The organism is Phenylobacterium sp. (genome assembly GCF_030679875.1).
GTDB lineage: Bacteria > Pseudomonadota > Alphaproteobacteria > Caulobacterales > Caulobacteraceae > Phenylobacterium.
In genome coordinates this window covers 111,923-129,968 of record NZ_JAUXSP010000006.1, presented here as the reverse complement: position 1 = coordinate 129,968, position 18,046 = coordinate 111,923, and the positions used below count along the sequence as shown (strand labels likewise).

Genomic DNA, 18,046 nt, shown 5'->3' with positions numbered 1-18,046 from the left:
GCGTAGATGGCCGCCCCCGACGCCAATAGTATTGTCACCAGCCTAGTCACCGCCTCCCGGTGGTGGGGTGGCTCGACCATCACCTACAGCATCCCGCGAGAGGGTTCGACCTGGCCCGGCTACGGCACGGCCGATGAGCCCAATATCGCCGGTTACAGCGTCCTGAACGGCGCCCAGGGCCAGCGTCTGATCGCTGCTGTCGAGACCTGGGACCGGCTGATCGCCAGCCGCTTCGTGCAGACCGACGACCTCGCCTCGCCGGGCCAGATCCGCGTGGCCTTCACAGATGTCGCCGCTGCGGATGACGATGACGACGGAGAGCCAGGTTGGGGTTTCGCCTACTATCCCCCGAGTTATGGCGGAGCGGGCCAGCCCTATATGGGCGATATCTGGATCAGTCATGAGAAGGCCAGCGCGGACTTCGCCGCCGGCAGATACGATTTCAGCGCCCTGATCCACGAGCTTGGGCACGCCATAGGCCTGAAGCATCCCTTCGAGGATGGGGCGGTGCTGCCGGCCGCCTATGACACCACCCGCTACACGGTGATGTCCTATACCGGGGCGGTGGACAGTCTGCACTGGCAGGCCGAGGCCACAGCCACTGGGGTGCGGATCACGCCGACGCGGGTGGCGCCCGAGACGCCCATGGTGTTCGACATCCTGGCCATCCAGGCCCGATATGGCGCCGATCCGACGACGGCGACGGGGAACACCACCTATAGCTGGGACCAGAACAGGCCCTTCTTCCAGTCCCTCTACGACGCCGGCGGGATCGACACCTTCGACCTGTCGAGCCATACGCGGGGGTCGTTCATCGATCTGACCCCGGGCGCCTATTCATCTATCGCCCAGTTCTCGGCCGAGGCGCAGATCGCCGAGATGCTGGTCAGGTTTCCATGGGCCCAGAGCTTCTTCAACGAGCACATCCTGACCGCCGAGACCTACACCTGGACCGACAATCTGGGCATCGCCTACAACACGGTGATCGAGAACGTCATCGCAGGCTCGGGCGCCGACACCATCCTCGGCAACAGCGCCAACAACGAAATCCGCGGCGGGGACGGGCGCAGCTATCTTCGAGGCATGGACGGCGCGGACCAGATCTGGGGCGGCCGCGACTTTGATGACCTGCACGGCAATGCCGGGAACGACACCCTGTGGGGCGGCGCCGGCGATGACTGGGTCGTGGGCGGCAAGGACAATGACCTGCTGCATGGCGAGGCTGGCGCCGACATCGTCTACGGCAATCTCGGCAATGACACCGGCTATGGCGGCGACGGAAACGACCTGATCCGCGGCGGCCAGGGCGATGACGTCCTCTATGGCGGCGGCGGGAACGACTGGATTTCCGGCGACCGAGGCAATGATACGATCAGCGGCGGCCCCGGCGCCGACATCTTCAACACCTTCGGCGACGCCGGAATTGATCGGGTGCTGGACTTCAACAGCGCCGAGGGCGACCGGGTGCGCTTTGACCCCGGCACGACCTGGACCCTGGGCTTCTCCGGCGCCGACACGGTGATCGACATGGTCGGCGGCGCCCAGATGATCCTGGTGGGGGTGACGTCCGCCACTTTGGGCGACTGGATGCTGGCCTGAGGCCTTAAGCCGGCGCCAGCGTGTGCTACATACGTTCTCATGCCTGCGCCCGATTCAGTTCCCGTCCCCGCCCCGAAGATCAGCGACCTCGCCCGTGTGGGCGGGGCGGGGTCTGCGCCCGACTACCTCCAGGGGCTGAACCCCGAGCAGCGCGACGCGGTGGAGACGGTGGAGGGCCCCGTCCTGGTCCTGGCCGGCGCCGGCACTGGCAAGACCCGGGTCCTGACCACGCGGCTGGCCCACATCCTGACCACCGGGCGCGCCAAGCCCTGGGAGCTGTTGGCCGTCACCTTCACCAACAAGGCCGCCCGCGAGATGCGTGAGCGGATCTCCGCCATCATCGGTCCCCAGGCCGAGGGTCTGCGCTGGCTGGGCACCTTCCACTCCGTCGCCGCCCAGATCCTGCGCCGGCACGCCGAGCTGGTGGGCCTGAAGTCCAGCTACACCATTCTCGACACCGATGATCAGGAGCGGCTGCTCAAGCAGTTGCTGGAAGCCGAGAACATCGATGCAAAGCGCTGGACGGCCAAGGCCCTGGCGGGCCTGATCGACCACTGGAAGAACCGCGGCTGGACGCCCGACCGCCTGCCGCCGGCCGAGGGCGCGGCCTTCGCCAACAACCGCGGCCAGGCGCTCTACCGGCTCTATCAGGAGCGGCTGCGGGTGTTGAACGCCTGCGACTTCGGCGACCTGCTGCTGCACAACCTCACCATCTTCACCTCGCAGCCCGACGTGCTGGCCGAGTATCACGACCGCTTCAAATTCATCCTGGTGGACGAGTACCAGGACACCAATGTCGCCCAGTACCTGTGGCTGCGCCTGCTGGCCCAGAAGCGCCAGAACGTCTGCTGCGTCGGCGATGACGACCAGTCGATCTATGGCTGGCGCGGGGCCGAGGTGGACAACATCCTGCGCTTCGAGCGCGACTTCCCGGGCGCCAAGGTCATCCGTCTGGAGCGCAACTACCGCTCCACCAGCCATATCCTGGGGGCGGCTTCGGGCCTGATCGCCACCAACAAGTCGCGCCTGGGCAAGACGCTCTGGACCGAGGCCGACGGCGGCGACAAGGTGGTGGTCCGCGGGGTCTGGGACGGCGAGGCCGAGAGCCGGCTGATCGCCGACGAGATCGAGCGCGCGCGCAAGGGAACCACCGAACGCGATCCGCGGCGCTACAAGGACATGGCCATCCTGGTGCGGGCCTCGTTCCAGATGCGCGCCTTCGAGGAGCGCTTCGTCCTGCTCCAGATTCCCTACACGGTGGTCGGCGGGCCGCGCTTCTTCGAGCGGGCGGAAATCCGCGATGCGCACGCCTATCTGCGGCTGATCCAATCCGAGGATGACGACCTGGCCTTCGAGCGGATCGTCAATGTGCCCAAGCGTGGGATTGGCGAGACCACGGTCCAGAAACTGCTGCAGATCGCCCGGTTGAACGGGGTCTCAGCCGCCACCGCGGCCCGCCAGATCGTGCTGACTGACGAGCTGGCCGCCCGCACCCGCACGTCCTTGGCCAACTTCCTGCGCGACCTGGATCGCTGGCGGGCGCAAGGCGAGACCCTGCACCACAGCCGGCTGACCGAGCAGGTGCTGGAAGAGAGCGGCTATACCGACGCCCTTCGTCTGGACAAGACGCCGACGGCCCAGACGCGGCTGGAGAACCTCAAGGAACTGGTCCAGTCCATGAGCAACTTCGAGACTCTCAGCGCCTATCTGGAGCACGTCTCCCTGGTTATGGATCTCGATCGCGGGGCGGGCGAGGACGCCGTCCAGATCATGACCCTGCACTCGGCCAAGGGCCTGGAGTTTCCCCTGGTCTTCCTGCCCGGCTGGGAAGAAGGCGTCTTTCCCTCGCAGCGCTCCATGGACGAGAGCGGCGAAAAGGGTCTCGAGGAAGAACGCCGCCTGGCCTATGTGGGCATCACGCGCGCACGCGAGCAGGCCCATGTCTCCTTCGCCGCCAACCGCCAGGTCTATGGCCGCTGGACGAGCCAGCTTCCCTCGCGCTTCGTCGACGAACTGCCCCTCGCCCACGTCGAGGCCGCGTCCGACACGGGCTATTATGGCGGCGGGCCGGGGATGCAGCAGCACGGCAGCCGCTGGGATGAGAGCCCCAGCTTCGGCTCTGGCTATTCCTCGCCCGGCTGGCGTCGCGCCCAGGACCGCGGCTATCAGGGCAGCCATCCTGGCCGGCAGCAGGTCATCGAAGGTGAAGGCCGCCTGGTGGCCGTCTCAGACCCCTCAGGCTCCAGCAGCGCCTTTTCCCGCGGCGAGCGGGTGTTCCATCAGAAGTTCGGCTACGGCCAAGTGCGCGCCATCGAGGGCAACAAGCTAACCGTCACCTTCGACAAGGCGGGCGACAAGAAGGTGATCGACTCCTTCGTCGAGAAGACGCCGGCCGCCTGATCAGCCTCAGCGCCAGGGTTCGCCCTTGCGCCGGGCCAGAAAGCCGGCCAGCACGGCCACGCCCCCGGCCAGCAGGGCGGCGGCGCCGCCCACCACGGCGGTGGGCATGACCAGCCCCGCGCGTTTCGCGGCCTTGACCTCGGGGTCGATCTTCGCCTCAGGCGCGGCCTGGGGCGTTGTGGCGCTGGCGGGCGCAGCCATGTCCTGATCGCGCTGAAAAACCACCGTCTGGGCGGTCCGATCGATATCCATTACGCGCCAGCCGGGCTCGGTCCAGGCGCTGTGGTGGGACTTATCCCCGCCCCGCCACCAGGCATTCTGCTCACGGGCGCTCTTGGGCAGCGGGAAGCCCAGCACGTCCTCAAGCTCGGCGAAGCTCGCCGTCCACAGGTCGGCCTCGTGCCGCGACAGGCGGTCGGACAGGGGTTTGTACTTGCTCATCAGACTCCTCCTTCGGACGGAGCCTAGCACGTCAAATCGCCGAACGGCGCAGGCCGACTAGGCCGGCGCAGGATACGCGTGAAACCCTCTGGGCCCTGATGCGCTTAAGCCCGGCACGGAGGCGCAGATGAAGTCACTTTTTCATGGCATCACCCTGGCGGCGGCGAGCGGACTGCTGCTGGGTGCGGCGTTCAAGCCGGACATCACCTATGGCGAGGCGGTGCTTGGCCCGCAGATCAGCTACAGCAGCGCCCCCGTCACAACCTCCCCGCCGCCGGTGCAGGTCGCGGCCCTGGACGCCCCCTAGTCCTTCCCCCCTCGCCATCCGGGCTTTGCGCCTCTAGAGGAGGCGCATGACTCACGACCCTGTTCAGATCATCGCCCGGGGCCCACGGAAGCTCGCCGAAGGCGCCGCCGAGGCTATCGACGCCCAGTCGGGCCTGGAGGCCGTGACCTACTCCATCCTGGAAGAGGATGAGGACCACGACGTCTGGCGGATTGACGCCTATCCCACCGAGCAGGCCGAGGCCGACGCCCTGCGCGATCTGCTGGAGAGCCATGGCGGCCTCACGGTCTCGACCGAGGTGCTCGCCGACGCCGACTGGCTGGCCATGGCCCTGTCGGGCCTTCCGCCGGTGCGCGCCGGTCGATTTTTCATCTATGGGGCTCATGATCGAGGTCTTGCGCCCCCTAACGCCGTCAACCTGCGGATCGAAGCCGGGGCGGCGTTCGGCACCGGCCACCACGGCACCACCGTGGGATGCCTGCAGGCCTATGACGCGCTCTTGAAGCGGACGCACTTCAACCGGGTCCTCGACGTCGGCGCCGGCACGGGCGTGCTGGCCATCGCCGCGGCCAAGACGGGAACGCCGGTCGCCGTCGGCACCGACATTGACAGACCCTCGGTGCGCATCGCCCGGGAGAACGCCATCCTGAACCAGGCCCGCGCCCGTTTCGTCCACGCCTCGGGGCTAGGGCACCGGCTTGTGAGGGCGCACGCCCCCTATGACCTGGTCTTCGCCAATATCCTCGCCGCTCCGCTCGTCATGCTGTCCCAGGACATCAAGGGCGCGCTTCGACCGGGGGGCGTAGCGATCCTGTCGGGGCTGTTGCGGTCCCAGGCGCGTCGGGTCCTGGCGGCCTATCGTTCCCGCGGTTTCGTGCTCGTCAGACGGCTGAACCGCGACGCCTGGTCGACTCTCGTACTCAAGCGGAGCTGACCTGGCGGAACCGGCCTGATGGACCGGCGTTCTCTTCGGCACCCAGACATGGTCAAGCCTGTCTGACTGAGGAGAGAAACCAATGACCTACGATCCCAACACTGAGCGTCGCGACCCGCCCCCGGTTGAGCGCGAGGTCGTTCACAAGAGCGGCGGCTCGGCCGCCTGGTGGGTGGCCGGCATCGTCGCCATCGTCGCCCTGGTGGGCATGTTCTTCATCTTCGGCAACAACGGCGATAACACCGGTGACCTGGAAGCCGCTCGCGACACCGGTCGCGCCGAAGCCATGGTCGAGAACGCCGCGGCGAGCGCTCAGAACGCCGCCTCCGAAGCTGCGGAGAGCTCGCGCGCGGCCGCTGACAGCGTGGCCCAGAGCGCCGAAGCCGCAGCTGACCGCACTGCCGCCGCCACCGAGGAGGCTGCGTCCAACACCGCGAACGCCGTTGACGAAGCTGGCGATCGCGCGGGCATGTAGGCGCTGAGCCTACGGCCCCGACATCAAGGGCGGCGCCTCCCGGCGTCGCCCTTTTTGTTGCGGCGGGCCCGCTTCGACGAGGCGCGGCCCGAATAAAAGCATCCTGCCTGTGGTCGCATCCGTACCATCGACAGGAAGCCGAACGGCGCCATCTGCGGAGACCCAGTCGTGAACCCGCCTGCCCTCATCCTCCTGAGCCGCCGAAGCCTTCTGGGCGCCAGTCTTGGCGCCCTTGTCGCGCCGGGCGCCTTGGCCGCGGTCCCCTCCAATGGCCGCCTGGCCTTTGCGGTGTTTCGCGGGAAGGACAAGGTGGGGGAGCACCTGATGCGGTTTACCCGCAGCGGCGGCGTGACCACGGTCAGCACCGAGGTCGAGATGCGGGTCCGCCTGGGCCCCATTCCCGTCTTCCGCTATGCCCACACCGCCACGGAGCGGTGGCGGGGCGACAGCTTTGCAAGCCTGACGACGCGTACCGAAACCAACGGCAAGGTCGAGCAGGTCGAGGCCGAGGCCTCGGCGTCGGGGGTCGCCATCGAAGGTCCGGGCGGACGCCTCGCCGCCCCGGCATCAGCCGCTCCGCTGACGCACTGGAACACCGCGGCCTTTGCCCGGCCCCTCTTCAACCCGCAGCTGGGCAAGCTGATGCGGATCCGCGCGACGCGGGTCGGCGCTGATAGCGTCCAGCTCGCCAACGGCCAGTCCGTCCCCGCCACCCGCTGGACGCTGCGGGGCGAGGCTGAGATCGACAACTGGTATGATTCCACCGGCGCCTGGGCGGGCTTGCGGGGCAAGCTCGAGGACGGCTCGACCATGATCTACCGACGGATCTAGACCTCACGGCGCCTTGATCCGCCGCCGTTCAAAACTGCTTTAACCTGACCCTCATCGGAACCGGAGCATGCCATGCGAAAGACCTTGATGATCGCCGCCGCCGCCCTCGCGATGGCCGCGGCTCCCGCCGCCAGCCTCGCCCATCACGGCTGGAGCTCCTATGACGCCAGCCAGACCGTCAGCGTCACCGCGACTCTGAGCGACGTGACCTGGGGCAATCCCCATGGGACCGCCAAGGTCGCTCACGCGGGCAAGACGTGGGATTTGATCCTGGCCCCGGTCTCGCGGATGGAGGCTCGCGGCCTGACCCGCGCCATGCTCGGGCCCGGCCAGACCGTGACTATTGAAGGCTATGCCCGCCGCGACGGTACGGCCGAGCTGCGCCTCGAACGCATCACGGCCGGAGGCAAGACCGTCGAGCTGCGCTAGGCCGTGGAGGCGCTGGCCGCCCTGCTGGAGGCCTCGGCCCTGGGCCAGTGGGCGCGCGGCTCGGCCGTGGCCTATCCGGTCGCCAATGTGGCGCACCTGCTGGGGCTTGTGCTCCTGTTGGGCGGTATCGGGGTGGTCGATCTCAGGCTGGCGGGACTTTGGCGCGGACTTCCCGTCCAGACCCTGTCTCGGGCGCTGACCCCATGGGCCGTGGGCGGCCTCATCCTGCTGGCGGCGAGCGGATCAGTAATGTTCGCCGCCGACGCCGGCCCCATGGTCAGTTCCAACATCTTCCGCGCCAAGGTGGCGTTGATCGTCGTGGGCCTGCTCCACGCGGTCCTGTTCCACTGGGTTTGGCGCAGACGCATGGCGGACTGGGAAACGTCCCCGCCCCTGGCCGGGCGGCTGATGGCGGTGGGCTCGCTGGGCGTCTGGCTGACCGTAGGCGCCCTCGGGCGGCTGATCGCCTACGCTTGAGCCCGCATGATCCCCATGGCGCTCCGGCCCGGCCGGGCCTATTTCTAGTCCATGCGCCAGACCTTTGATGAGACCACCGAGCGCGCCTTTGGCGCCCGCCACCTGCCCCTGATCCGCCAGGCCATGGCCGATCAGAAGCTGGACGGCTTCCTTGTCCCCCATGAGGACGAGCATCAGAACGAATACCTGCCCGAGGCCAATGACCGTCTGGCCTGGGCCACGGGCTTCACCGGTTCAGCCGGGGCCGCGGTGATCCTGAAGGACAAGGCCGCCGTCTTCGTCGACGGCCGCTACACCCTGCAGGTCCGCGACCAGGTGGATGAAAGCCTGTTCGAGATCCGCGACCTGGTTGAGGGTGGGGTGCCCGCCTATCTGGAGACCGCCGCGGCCAAGGGCCAGGCCATCGGCTATGACCCGCGCCTGCATAGTCCCGACGCCCTCGCCAGGGTCCGCGCCGCCGTGGAGAAGGCCGGCGCCGAACTGAAGGCCGTCGGCCTCAATCCCCTGGATGCGGCCTGGGGCGCGGCGCGCCCGGCCCAGCCCCAGGCCCCGGTGGTCCCCCATCCCCTGGACTATGCCGGCGAGGACTCCGCCGCCAAACGGGCGCGGGTAGGACAATCATTGGCCGCCAAGGACGCCCAGGCCGCGGTGCTCACCGCACCCGCCTCCATCGCCTGGCTGTTCAACATCCGCGGCGGCGATGTGATCCGCAGCCCCCTGCCGCTGGCCCAGGCGATCCTCGACGCCAGCGGCCGGGCGCGGCTGTTTCTCGACCCCGCTAAGGTCAGCGAAGACCTTCCGGCCTGGCTGGGCAACGAGGTCAGCCTGGAGACCCCCGAGGCCCTGGCCAGCGCCCTTGCCGATCTGAAGGGCCAGAAGGTGCTGGTCGATCCAGGCCAGTCCTCGGCCTGGTATTTCGACACGCTCGAGGCCGCCGGGGCCCAGACGATCCGCGCCGATGATCCCTGCGCCCTTCCCCGGGCCTGCAAGAACCCCGTCGAGATCAAGGGCGCCCGAAAGGCTCATGTGCGGGACGGCGGGGCGCTGGCCCGCTTTCTCCACTGGCTGGCCACAGAGGCCCAGACCAGCCTGCCCGATGAAAAGACCGTAGTGCAGACCCTGGAGGGCTTCCGCGAAGCCACTGGCGCGCTGAAGGACCTGTCCTTCGACACCATCGCCGGCGCGGCCTCCAACGGCGCCATCGTCCATTATCGGCCCACCGAGCGGCTGAACAAGCGTACCGAGGCGGGGTCCCTGCTGCTGGTGGATTCCGGTGGCCAGTATCTGGACGGCACCACAGATGTGACCCGCACCGTGGCCATCGGCGACCCCAGCCGGGAGATGGCCGAGCGCTTCACCCTGGTGCTGAAGGGCCATCTGGCCCTGGCCCATGTCCGCTTCCCGACCGGGACAAGCGGCTCAGCCCTCGACGTCCTGGCCCGTGCGCCCCTGTGGATGGCCGGACTCGACTACGACCACGGCACCGGCCACGGGGTGGGCAGCTATCTCGGCGTCCACGAAGGTCCGCAGCGCATCTCCAAGGCGCCCAACAACGTGGCCCTGCAGCCCGGCATGATCGTCTCGAACGAGCCCGGCTACTACAAGACCGGCGCCTATGGCATCCGGATCGAGAACCTGCAGGTCGTCACGGCCGCCGACGAAATCGGGGGCGGCGAGCGGCCCATGCTTGGCTTCGAGACCCTGACGCTGGCGCCCATCGACCGCCGCCTGATCGTGGTCGAGATGCTGTCTGATGAGGAACGTCGCTGGATGGACGTCTATCACGCCCGGGTCCTGCGCGAGATCGGGCCGCTGGTGGATGGCGAGGTCCGGTCCTGGTTGGAAGACGTCTGCGCGCCGCTGTAGGGCCCACTTCTACGGGGCGAACGTCCAGTTCTTTCCACGACAACGCCGTCATCCTGGGCCTTGTGCCCAGGATCCCTCGTGACGCTCCCGACCGCCCTCGACAGGGATGTTCGACGCGGGCGAGCATGACGATATGAGTGGACCGAGGCGGGCCGCCCCTACCCCTGAGCCACCAGCTTCAGCCAGTCGTCCTCGGTGATCACCTCGATGCCAAGGTCGGTGGCGGTCTTGAGTTTTGAGCCTGCGCCCGGGCCGGCGACGACAAGGTTGGTCTTCTTCGAGACCGAGCCGGAGACCTTGGCGCCGAGGGCCTCGGCCTGGGCCTTGGCCTCATCACGGGTCATCTTTTCCAGGGCGCCGGTGAAGACGATGGTCTTGCCGGCCACAGCGGTATCGGTTTTCGGGCGCTCGGCGGCCTGGACCTGCAGTTCAGCCAGCAGGTGATCGACCATGGCCCGGTTGTGATCCTCACCGAAAAAGCCGGCGATCATGCTGGCGGCCACGGGGCCCACCCCGTCGACGGCGGCCAGCTCGGCGAAGTCCTCCCCGGGGGCCTGGGCGACGGCCCCCTGGGCGGCGGCCTCAAAGGCTGACCAGTCGCCGAACCGGCGCTCCAGGGCCTCGCGGGCTGTCTTGTTGAGCTTGGGGACGCAGGCCTTCAATCGCGTATCGAAACTGGCCCCCTCTGGAAGCATCACCTCATGGGGCGCGGACGCCCAGGCGAGGATGGCGTCGAGCGCCGTGGGGCCCACCCCGTCCAGCTGAGAGAATCCATCGTGCGCCGCGCCAGCCTGTTGGGCCGACGCGGTCCGGGCGGCGGCCAGGAACGCCTCCACCGTCTCGAAGTGACGGGCCAACGCCAGGGAGGTGGTCTCGCCTATATGTCGGACCCCAAGGCCATAGATGAAGCGGTCGAGCGGAATGTTCCGCTTGGCGTCGATGCCGGCCTTGAGATTGGTGACGCTAGTCTCGCCATAGCCGTCTGTCGAGCGCAGTTCGTCCAGCCTGGCCTCGTCCTTGGCCAGGCGGAAGATGTCGGCGGGTTCCTTGACCCAGCCCTTGTCGAAGAAGGCCTGAAGCTGCTTTTCCCCCAACCCCTCGATGTCGAAGGCCCGGCGGGAGACGAAGTGCTTGAGATGCTCGACCCGCTGGAACGGACAGGCCAGTTCGCCGGTGCAGCGGCGGACCACTGTCTCGGCGCCTGAGGCTGTGGTCTCTCGCGCGAGCGGCGTCCTCAGCGGACAGGGGCAGTGATCGGGGAAGACATAGGGTACGGCGCCCTCGGGGCGCGCATCCAGCACCGGCCCCACCACCTGTGGGATCACGTCGCCGGCCCGCTGGACGATGACCGTGTCGCCGATGCGCACGTCCTTGCGGGCGATCTCATCGCCGTTGTGCAGGGTGGCGTTCTCCACCACCACGCCGCCCACGGTCACGGGCGCCAGCCGCGCGACCGGCGTCACAGCGCCAGTCCGGCCCACCTGGAGGTCAATGGCGTTCAGCACCGTGCGGGCCTGTTCAGCGGGGAATTTGCGGGCGATGGCCCAGCGCGGCGAGCGCGAGACGAAGCCGAGGCGCTGCTGCCAGTCCAGCCGATCAACCTTGTAGACCACACCGTCGATGTCGAAGCCCAGGCGGGGCCGCGCCACCTCCATGTCGCGATAGGCGCCGAGCAGGCCCTGAGACCCCTCGACGCGGCGCGACTGCGGATTGGTCTGGAAGCCCCAGGCCTTCAACGCCTCCAGGGCGGCCCACTGGGTTTCAGCGAAAGGCTCGCTGACCAGGCCCCACGCATAGGCGAAGAAGCGCAGAGGCCGCTGGGCGCTGATCTTGGGGTCCAGCTGACGCAGGGAGCCCGCCGCGGCGTTGCGGGGATTGGCGTAGGCTTTCTGGCCTGCCGCCTCGGCCGCGGCGTTCAGGGCCTTAAAGCCCTTGTGCTCAAGATAGACTTCGCCGCGGATTTCGATGACCTCGGGCCAGCCGGAGCCGGTCAGGCGCTCGGGAATGTCGGCCAGCGTGCGCAGGTTGGCGGTGACGTCCTCTCCCACTCTGCCGTCGCCCCGGGTGGCGCCGCGGACAAGCCGGCCCTTCTCATAGCGGACCGAGGCCGACAGACCGTCGATCTTGGGCTCGGCGGTAAAGGCGATCGGCCCGTCGTCCAGGCGCAGGAAGCGGCGCACCCGCCCCTCGAACTCGAGGGCTTCCTCGTCCGAAAAGGCGTTGTCGAGGCTGAGCATGGGCACGCCGTGCTCGACCGGCGAGAACTGGGCCGAGGCCGCGGCGCCGACCTTCAGGCTGGGGGAATTCTCACGCACCAGGTCGGGAAACACCGCCTCGATCTCGGCGTTGCGGCGCTTGAGGAGGTCGTAGTCGGCGTCGGAAACCTTCGGCGCGTCATCCTGGTAGTAGGCGATGTCATGGGCCGCCATGGTGTCGGCCAGCCAGGTCAGCTCCTCGGCGGCCTCGGCCTCGGAGAGGTCCCCCGCGGGCTTGGAAGCAGGGAAGTCAGGCATCCATCAGCGCCCTGGCCGCAGCGCGGGCCGCATCGGTGATCTGGGCGCCGGCCAGCATGCGGGCGATCTCTTCCTCGCGATCGGTCACAGACAGCACCTCGACGGCGGTCCGCACCAGATCCGCGTCGCCGGCCTTGGAGATCCGCCAGTGGGCGTCGGCCCGGGCGGCGACCTGCGGGCTGTGGGTGACCACCAGGACCTGGGCGGCGGACGCCAGGCGGCGCAGGCGCAGGCCCACCGCATCGGCCACCGCGCCGCCGACGCCTTGATCCACCTCGTCGAAGATCATCAGGGGCTGGGCGCCCTGCGCCCGGCCGGCCAGGGCCGCCTTCAGCGCCAGGGCCAGGCGGGCGAGCTCGCCGCCCGAGGCGATCTGGCCGAGCTCCCCAAATGGCGCGCCGGGATTGGTGGAGATTTCAAAGGCCACCCGGTCCTGTCCCTGAGGGCCAGCCTTTTCAGGCGCCAGGCGCTCAACCGTGGCGCGGAAGCGGGCCTTGTCCAGTTTCAGGGGACCAAGCTCGGACATGACCGCCTGGGCCAACCGCTCACCCGCCGCCCGGCGGGCTTCACTCAGGGTCTCGGCCGCCGTCAGGTATTCAGCCCGGGCCGCAGACACCGCGGCGTCCGCCGCTTTCAGGTCCTCGCCGGAGGTTTCCGCCGCCCGCAGACGTTCGGCGAACCGAACCCGCAGGACGGGCAGTTCCTCGACGCTGACATTGAGCTTGCGCGCCATGCCGCGCAGTTCGAATAGCCGTTCCTCGGTCTTCTCCAGGCGATCGGGATCAAAATCGAAGGCCTCGGCGGCGCCGTCGATGGCTGCCTCAGCCTCCTGAGCCTCGACCAGGGCGCGGTCGATGGCGCTGGTCGCCGCAGCCAGCCGGGTCACGGTCGGGCCCGTCTCGGCGGCGCCGGCATGGACGGCGCGCTCGCGAGCGCGGTCCAGGGCGCGGACGGCCTGGGCCATGCGAGGGGCGAGGCCGTCAAAGGCTTCGCGGGCCGAGGCGATGTCGGACAGCGCCTTCTCGGCGGCGCCCAGCATGGCGCGGCTTTCGGCGAGGTCGGCCTCCTCCCCTTCCCGGGGTTCGAGGCGATCGAACTCGGCGAGACGGAGATTGAGCTCCTCCATCTCGAGGGCGGCCTGCTCGGCGGCGGCGGCGAGTTCGTCACGATGGGCCTGGGCGGCCCGCCACGTCTTCCATAGGGCGCCCACCTTGGCCAGGGATCCGCCGAGTTGTCCGAAGGCGTCCAGCAGGCCCCGATGGGTGCGGGTGTCGAGCAGGCCCACGGTCTCGTGCTGGCCGTGGACCTCCATCAAGAGAGCGCCCAGCTCCCGCAGGACGCCGACGCTGGTGGCCTGGTCATTGACGAAGGCGCGGCTGCGGCCATCGGCGCTGACGGTGCGACGCAAGACAAGATCTTCGGTGGGGTCGTAGGCGAGGCCCTTGTCCTCCAGCAACGCCCAGGCAGGGTGCTCAGGCGCTGGGGCGAACAGGGCCGTGGCCTGGGCCAGGATTGCGCCCTGGCGCACCAGGGCGGCCTCGGCCCGCGCGCCGGTGGCCAAGCCCAGGGCGTCGAGGATGATCGACTTGCCCGCCCCCGTCTCTCCGGTCAGGGCGGTGAGCCCCGGCCCGATGGGCAGGTCGAGCGCTTCGATCAGCACCACGTCGCGGATCCACAGTCCGATCAGCATGGGGTGCAAGATTGCCTGGAATCACCTCGGGCGAAAGCCCGCCCGTTCGCCTTAGGTTCTATTCGCTCGCCGGGGGGCGCAGGGTTGTCCCCTTGTCGCGTTCCAGCTCATCGGAATTCCGTCCGCCAACGAAGGGCAGACGGGACAGGAAGCCACCGCCCGAACGGGCTTCTGGGGCGTTGGCCGGCCGTAGGCCGCGGCTGTTCAGCAGCGCGTAGGCGTCGCGGTACCAGACGCTGCCCGGATAATTGAAGCCCAGAACCGCGCCATTGCGCTTGGCCTCTTCCGCCAGACCGAGGGTCAGATAGGCCTCCACAAGACGGTAGAGCGCCTCTGGGGTGTGGCTGGTGGTCTCGTAGCGCTCAACGACGGTATTGAACCGGCCAATGCCGGCGAGAATGTCGTTGTTGCGCAGATAATAGCGACCGACGGTCATCTCCTTGCCGGCCAGCTGATCACGGACCATGTCGATCTTCAGCCGCGCATCCTTGGCGTACTCGCTGTCGGGATAGCGTTGAACGACTTCCTGCAGGGCGTTCAGCGCCTGGCCGGTGGCGGCCTGGTCGCGACCGACATCGACGATCTGTTCGAAGTAGCAGATCGCCTTGAGATAATAGGCGTAGACCGCCGCCGGATTGCCGGGCGCCTGGGTCAGGAAGCGGTCGGCGCTGGCGATGGCCTCGGCATAGTCATTGGCCTGATACTGCGCATAGGCGGTCATCAGGATCGAACGACGGGCCCAGACCGAATAGGGATGCTGACGCTCGACCTCGGCGAAATAATCCACCGCCTGATTCCAGAGGCCGCGATCCAGCCGATTGGCGCCAGTGTTGTAGAGCAGCTCGACCGGCCGCTCTTCATAGGCCAGCCGGGGACGCTCTTCGCGTCCGGCGCAGGCCGTCAAGGCCAGGGCGGCGACCAAAGTCGCCAGGGCGGGACCCCGAAGGGAATTGTGAAGCAGAGACACCTTCACCTCAAAAGGACCAACGCGCGCCCCCGCGCCGCGAGCCCCCGCTTCTACACCACGCGGGCGGCGGCGCAAACGGAAGCTCAGACCGCCAGGGCCAGCTCAGGTGCGAAGGTGCGGATCCGCCAGGCGTCAGGCTGGGCGACCAGGGCCCGGACGAGCTGGTTATTGATCCCGTGACCGGCCAGGCGGCCCTCGAAGCGGCCCAGGATCGGCGCGCCCAGGACATAGAGGTCGCCAATGGCGTCCAACGCCTTATGGCGCACGAATTCGTCAGGCCGGCGCAGGCCCTCCGGATTGAGGATGCGATCGCCCTCGATGACCACGGCGTTTTCCAGCGAACCGCCCCGGGCCAGACCCATGGCGCGCAGGGCCTCGACCTCATGGGCGAAGCCGAAGGTGCGGCAGTTGGCCAACTCGGTGCGGAAGGCGTCCTCAGTCATGATCAGGTCAACCGCCTGACGGCCAATGACCGGCGAATCAAACACGATCTCGAAGGCCACCTCGAACTGGCCGCTGGGCAGCAGACGGGCGCTCTTGTCGCCATCGACCACCTCGATCGGCGCCAGGATTTCGATATAGCGGCGCGGCGCGTCCTGCACGCGGCGGCCGGCCTGATCCAGAATCTGCACAAAGGGCTCCGAGGAGCCGTCCATGATCGGCATTTCCGGACCGTCGAGCTCGACAACTGCATTATCCACGCCGAGCGTGGCGAAGGCGGCCATCAGATGCTCGATGGTCGAAACCGTGACGCCGGCGGCGTTGCCGATGACCGTTCCGAGCTGCGTCTTGCAGACAGCCTCGGCCGAGGCTGGAACACGGTTGTCCTGTTCGGTGATGTCCGTGCGCACAAAGACAATGCCCGTGTCCGCCGCAGCCGGTCGAACCGAAACCCGGACGTGAGCGCCCGTATGGACACCGACTCCGGCGAAGATCGCGGGGCCAAGCACAGTGTGCTGAAGGACGGAGGCGGTGGGCGCGTTGGCTGCGGGCACGAATAGAACCTTGGTTGACCGAGACACGAGGTTGCAGGCGCGGAACGACCGCAGTCAGCCCCAGGACACGGTTAAAACCTGTGCAATGGCGCCGCAACACAAGTCCTGTTTCTGAATGTTTCGCCTGAACCAGGCCCGACTTTAGTGTTGTTTTTCAGGCGGCTATACGGCCGAGGCCGTTAAGGTTTGCTCATGAAAACGGCCGGCCCCAGAGGGACCGGCCGTCTCAGTCGCATGTCACGGGACGCCCCGTGGCCGAATGTCGGCCTAGTTGGCCAGGCGCCGCAGGAAAGAGGGGATTTCAAGATCCTCGCCGCCGTCACGTTCGACCTCGGCCGACTCCGCCGGCTGGGCGCCGCCGCGACTGGGGGCCGATGACCGGGCTGGCGCCGGGGCCGCAGCGGGCGGCGCGTCATAGCGGGGACGGCCCCCAAACAGGCTGAGGAACCCGCCACGTTGGCGACGATCATCAGCAAAGGCGCTGTCGCCGAACAGGGGCTCGTCCTCTTCATCGGCGACCATCGGGTCGACGATGCGGGTGATGGGACGTTCGGCTGGCGCCTGAACGGGCGCGGGCGCAGGACGAGCATAGAGATCAGGCTGCGGCGCCTGAGCCTCAAAGGCCGGGGCCGGCTGAGGCTCGGACGCCCTGGCCTGGACGTGCGGCGCGGGCGGCGGGGCATAGGCCTGAGGGGCCGGCTCCGGAGCCCGAGCCGCGGGCTCGGGCGCATAGGCCGCCGGCGCGGGGCGCTCGACATAGGCTGGCGGAGGCGCGGCCTGTCGGACCGGCTCGGCCTGGCGGACCGGCGTGTGCATGGGTTGCGGCGCCGGCTGAGCCGGACCCTGCGGGCGTCGAACCTCGGCCTTGGGCTCAATGGCGGCGATCGAGGCGCCGTCCATGCCGGTGGCCACCACCGAAACCCGGATCATGCCGTCCAGCGACGGATCGAAGGCCGCGCCGAAGATGATGTTGGCCTCGGGATCGACCTGCTCGGAGATGGCGTTGGCGGCCTCGTCGACCTCCAGCAGGGTCATGTCCAGGCCGCCGGTGACATTCACCAGCACGGCCTTGGCGCCCTTGAGGGAGACTTCGTCCAGCAGCGGGTTCTGAATGGCGTTCTGGGCGGCCATCAGGGCGCGGTCATCGCCGGAAGCTTCGCCGGTGCCCATCATCGCCTTGCCCATCTCGGTCATGACCGTGCGGACGTCGGCGAAGTCGAGATTGATCAGGCCCGGCAGCACCATCAGGTCGGTGATGGAGCGCACGCCCGAATGCAGCACCTGGTCGGCCATGCCGAAGGCTTCGGAGAAGGTGGTGCGCTCATTGGCGACCCGGAACAGGTTCTGATTCGGAATAACGATCAGGGTGTCCACATAGCGCTGCAGCTCGGCGATGCCGGAGTCCGCCAGACGCATCCGGTGACGCCCTTCGAAGTGGAAGGGCTTGGTCACCACGCCGACGGTCAGGATGCCCCGCTCGCGGGCGCACTTGGCGATGATCGGCGCGGCCCCGGTGCCGGTGCCGCCGCCCATGCCAGCGGTGATGAAGATCATGTGGGCGCCGTCGAGGTGCTCGCCGATCTCGGGGATCGACTCCTCGGCGGCGCTCATGCCGACTTCAGGATGGGCGCCGGCGCCCAGCCCTTGAGTGACTGTTGCGCCCAACTGGATACGCCGATCCGTCTTCGAGAACGCCAGCTGCTGGGCGTCAGTGTTGGCGACCACGAACTCCACGCCCTCGAGGTGCGCCTCGATCATGTTGTTCACAGCGTTTCCGCCTGCGCCGCCAACGCCGAACACCACGATACGCGGCTTCAGCTCGGTCTCGCGCGGCGCCGTCAGTGCAATAGCCATAGGACCCACCGTCCTCCGCAAATCTGTTGAAGCGCACGCGACCCGCCCGCTGCACGCTCCGATTGGGATGCGGTTAACTTAACGACCATCATCCTTAATCGAACGTAAACCGCTTACATTGAGTCGGAGGTCCGTCGACCCAAGCCGAATGCATTTTTTTGTTGCGCCATAAGGCTTAATTGCGATTTTGCGGCAAAGTTGAGGCCCGAACGCGGTTGAAACTGCGGCGGCATGGCGCAGGTCCCGGCGAAAGAACACCGGGAGCAGGTTAACCTTGACCTCAGGTCGA

At 68.0% G+C, this 18,046-nt stretch carries 15 protein-coding genes; 9 read left to right on the top strand and 6 right to left on the bottom strand.

Annotated elements, in window-relative coordinates:
• Positions 1–6: 6 nt before the first annotated feature.
• Together Q8K84_RS03790 and Q8K84_RS03785 are read left to right on the top strand one after the other, a co-directional pair.
• Positions 7–1,599, top strand: a complete 1,593-nt coding sequence (locus Q8K84_RS03790; protein WP_305280973.1) for a M10 family metallopeptidase — start codon at positions 7–9, stop codon at positions 1,597–1,599.
• Positions 1,600–1,638: 39 nt separating this feature from the next.
• Positions 1,639–3,999 carry a UvrD-helicase domain-containing protein gene (locus Q8K84_RS03785; RefSeq protein ID WP_305280972.1) on the top strand — a complete coding sequence of 787 codons (2,361 nt, stop codon included), beginning with the start codon at positions 1,639–1,641 and terminating at the stop codon, positions 3,997–3,999.
• Positions 4,000–4,005: 6 nt separating this feature from the next.
• Here the strand turns inward: Q8K84_RS03785 and Q8K84_RS03780 are convergent, their stop codons facing one another.
• The gene (locus Q8K84_RS03780; RefSeq protein ID WP_305280970.1) at positions 4,006–4,440 is read right to left on the bottom strand and encodes a hypothetical protein; all 435 of its coding nucleotides are present in this window, start codon (positions 4,438–4,440) and stop codon (positions 4,006–4,008) included.
• A 127-nt stretch (positions 4,441–4,567) separates the two neighbouring features.
• Here Q8K84_RS03780 and Q8K84_RS03775 point away from each other — a divergent pair, with 127 nt between their 5' ends.
• The 7 genes from Q8K84_RS03775 (at position 4,568) to Q8K84_RS03745 (ending at position 9,738) form a co-directional block, all read left to right on the top strand.
• On the top strand, positions 4,568–4,747 hold the full coding sequence (locus Q8K84_RS03775; protein WP_305280968.1) for a hypothetical protein: 180 nt from the start codon (positions 4,568–4,570) through the stop codon (positions 4,745–4,747).
• Positions 4,748–4,793: 46 nt separating this feature from the next.
• A complete protein-coding gene (locus Q8K84_RS03770) occupies positions 4,794–5,660 on the top strand; it encodes a 50S ribosomal protein L11 methyltransferase (protein ID WP_305280966.1) in 867 nt (288 codons plus the stop codon).
• Positions 5,661–5,742: 82 nt separating this feature from the next.
• A complete protein-coding gene (locus Q8K84_RS03765) occupies positions 5,743–6,135 on the top strand; it encodes a hypothetical protein (protein WP_305280965.1) in 393 nt (130 codons plus the stop codon).
• Positions 6,136–6,303: 168 nt separating this feature from the next.
• Entirely contained in the window at positions 6,304–6,966 is a 663-nt protein-coding gene (locus Q8K84_RS03760; RefSeq protein WP_305280963.1) for a DUF6134 family protein, read from the top strand.
• 72 nt (positions 6,967–7,038) lie between these two features.
• Complete coding sequence (locus tag Q8K84_RS03755; protein WP_305280961.1) at positions 7,039–7,395, top strand: DUF6152 family protein; 357 nt, start codon at positions 7,039–7,041, stop codon at positions 7,393–7,395.
• A gap of 3 nt (positions 7,396–7,398) precedes the next feature.
• Positions 7,399–7,872 (top strand): DUF6644 family protein, encoded by a 474-nt coding sequence (locus tag Q8K84_RS03750; RefSeq protein ID WP_305280958.1) that lies wholly within the window; start codon positions 7,399–7,401, stop codon positions 7,870–7,872.
• Between the two features lie 51 nt (positions 7,873–7,923).
• Complete coding sequence (locus tag Q8K84_RS03745) at positions 7,924–9,738, top strand: aminopeptidase P family protein (RefSeq protein WP_305280957.1); 1,815 nt, start codon at positions 7,924–7,926, stop codon at positions 9,736–9,738.
• Between the two features lie 158 nt (positions 9,739–9,896).
• On the opposite strand, the gene ligA is transcribed toward Q8K84_RS03745, so the two are convergent.
• The 5 genes from ligA to ftsZ all read right to left on the bottom strand — a co-directional run bounded on the left by ligA (position 9,897) and on the right by ftsZ (position 17,757).
• The gene (ligA, locus tag Q8K84_RS03740; protein ID WP_305280955.1) at positions 9,897–12,251 is read right to left on the bottom strand and encodes an NAD-dependent DNA ligase LigA; all 2,355 of its coding nucleotides are present in this window, start codon (positions 12,249–12,251) and stop codon (positions 9,897–9,899) included.
• A complete protein-coding gene (recN, locus tag Q8K84_RS03735) occupies positions 12,244–13,941 on the bottom strand; it encodes a DNA repair protein RecN (RefSeq protein WP_305280953.1) in 1,698 nt (565 codons plus the stop codon). Before recN ends, ligA begins: the two co-directional genes overlap by 8 nt.
• Positions 13,942–13,999: 58 nt before the next feature.
• The gene (locus Q8K84_RS03730) at positions 14,000–14,872 is read right to left on the bottom strand and encodes an outer membrane protein assembly factor BamD (RefSeq protein WP_370867830.1); all 873 of its coding nucleotides are present in this window, start codon (positions 14,870–14,872) and stop codon (positions 14,000–14,002) included.
• A 119-nt stretch (positions 14,873–14,991) separates the two neighbouring features.
• A complete protein-coding gene (gene lpxC, locus Q8K84_RS03725) occupies positions 14,992–15,903 on the bottom strand; it encodes a UDP-3-O-acyl-N-acetylglucosamine deacetylase (RefSeq protein WP_305280949.1) in 912 nt (303 codons plus the stop codon).
• 267 nt (positions 15,904–16,170) lie between these two features.
• A complete protein-coding gene (gene ftsZ / locus Q8K84_RS03720) occupies positions 16,171–17,757 on the bottom strand; it encodes a cell division protein FtsZ (RefSeq protein WP_305280947.1) in 1,587 nt (528 codons plus the stop codon).
• Between the last annotated feature and the right edge of the window lie 289 nt (positions 17,758–18,046).

Coding starts and splice junctions, on each gene's coding strand:
- ftsZ (WP_305280947.1), bottom strand. CDS start 17,757: ATGGCTATTGCACTGACGGCGCCGCGCGAGACCGAGCTGAAGCCGCGT.
- Q8K84_RS03775 (WP_305280968.1), top strand. CDS start 4,568: ATGAAGTCACTTTTTCATGGCATCACCCTGGCGGCGGCGAGCGGACTG.
- Q8K84_RS03785 (WP_305280972.1), top strand. CDS start 1,639: ATGCCTGCGCCCGATTCAGTTCCCGTCCCCGCCCCGAAGATCAGCGAC.
- recN (WP_305280953.1), bottom strand. CDS start 13,941: ATGCTGATCGGACTGTGGATCCGCGACGTGGTGCTGATCGAAGCGCTC.
- ligA (WP_305280955.1), bottom strand. CDS start 12,251: ATGCCTGACTTCCCTGCTTCCAAGCCCGCGGGGGACCTCTCCGAGGCC.
- Q8K84_RS03780 (WP_305280970.1), bottom strand. CDS start 4,440: ATGAGCAAGTACAAACCCCTGTCCGACCGCCTGTCGCGGCACGAGGCC.
- Q8K84_RS03765 (WP_305280965.1), top strand. CDS start 5,743: ATGACCTACGATCCCAACACTGAGCGTCGCGACCCGCCCCCGGTTGAG.
- Q8K84_RS03790 (WP_305280973.1), top strand. CDS start 7: ATGGCCGCCCCCGACGCCAATAGTATTGTCACCAGCCTAGTCACCGCC.
- Q8K84_RS03745 (WP_305280957.1), top strand. CDS start 7,924: ATGCGCCAGACCTTTGATGAGACCACCGAGCGCGCCTTTGGCGCCCGC.
- Q8K84_RS03755 (WP_305280961.1), top strand. CDS start 7,039: ATGCGAAAGACCTTGATGATCGCCGCCGCCGCCCTCGCGATGGCCGCG.
- Q8K84_RS03770 (WP_305280966.1), top strand. CDS start 4,794: ATGACTCACGACCCTGTTCAGATCATCGCCCGGGGCCCACGGAAGCTC.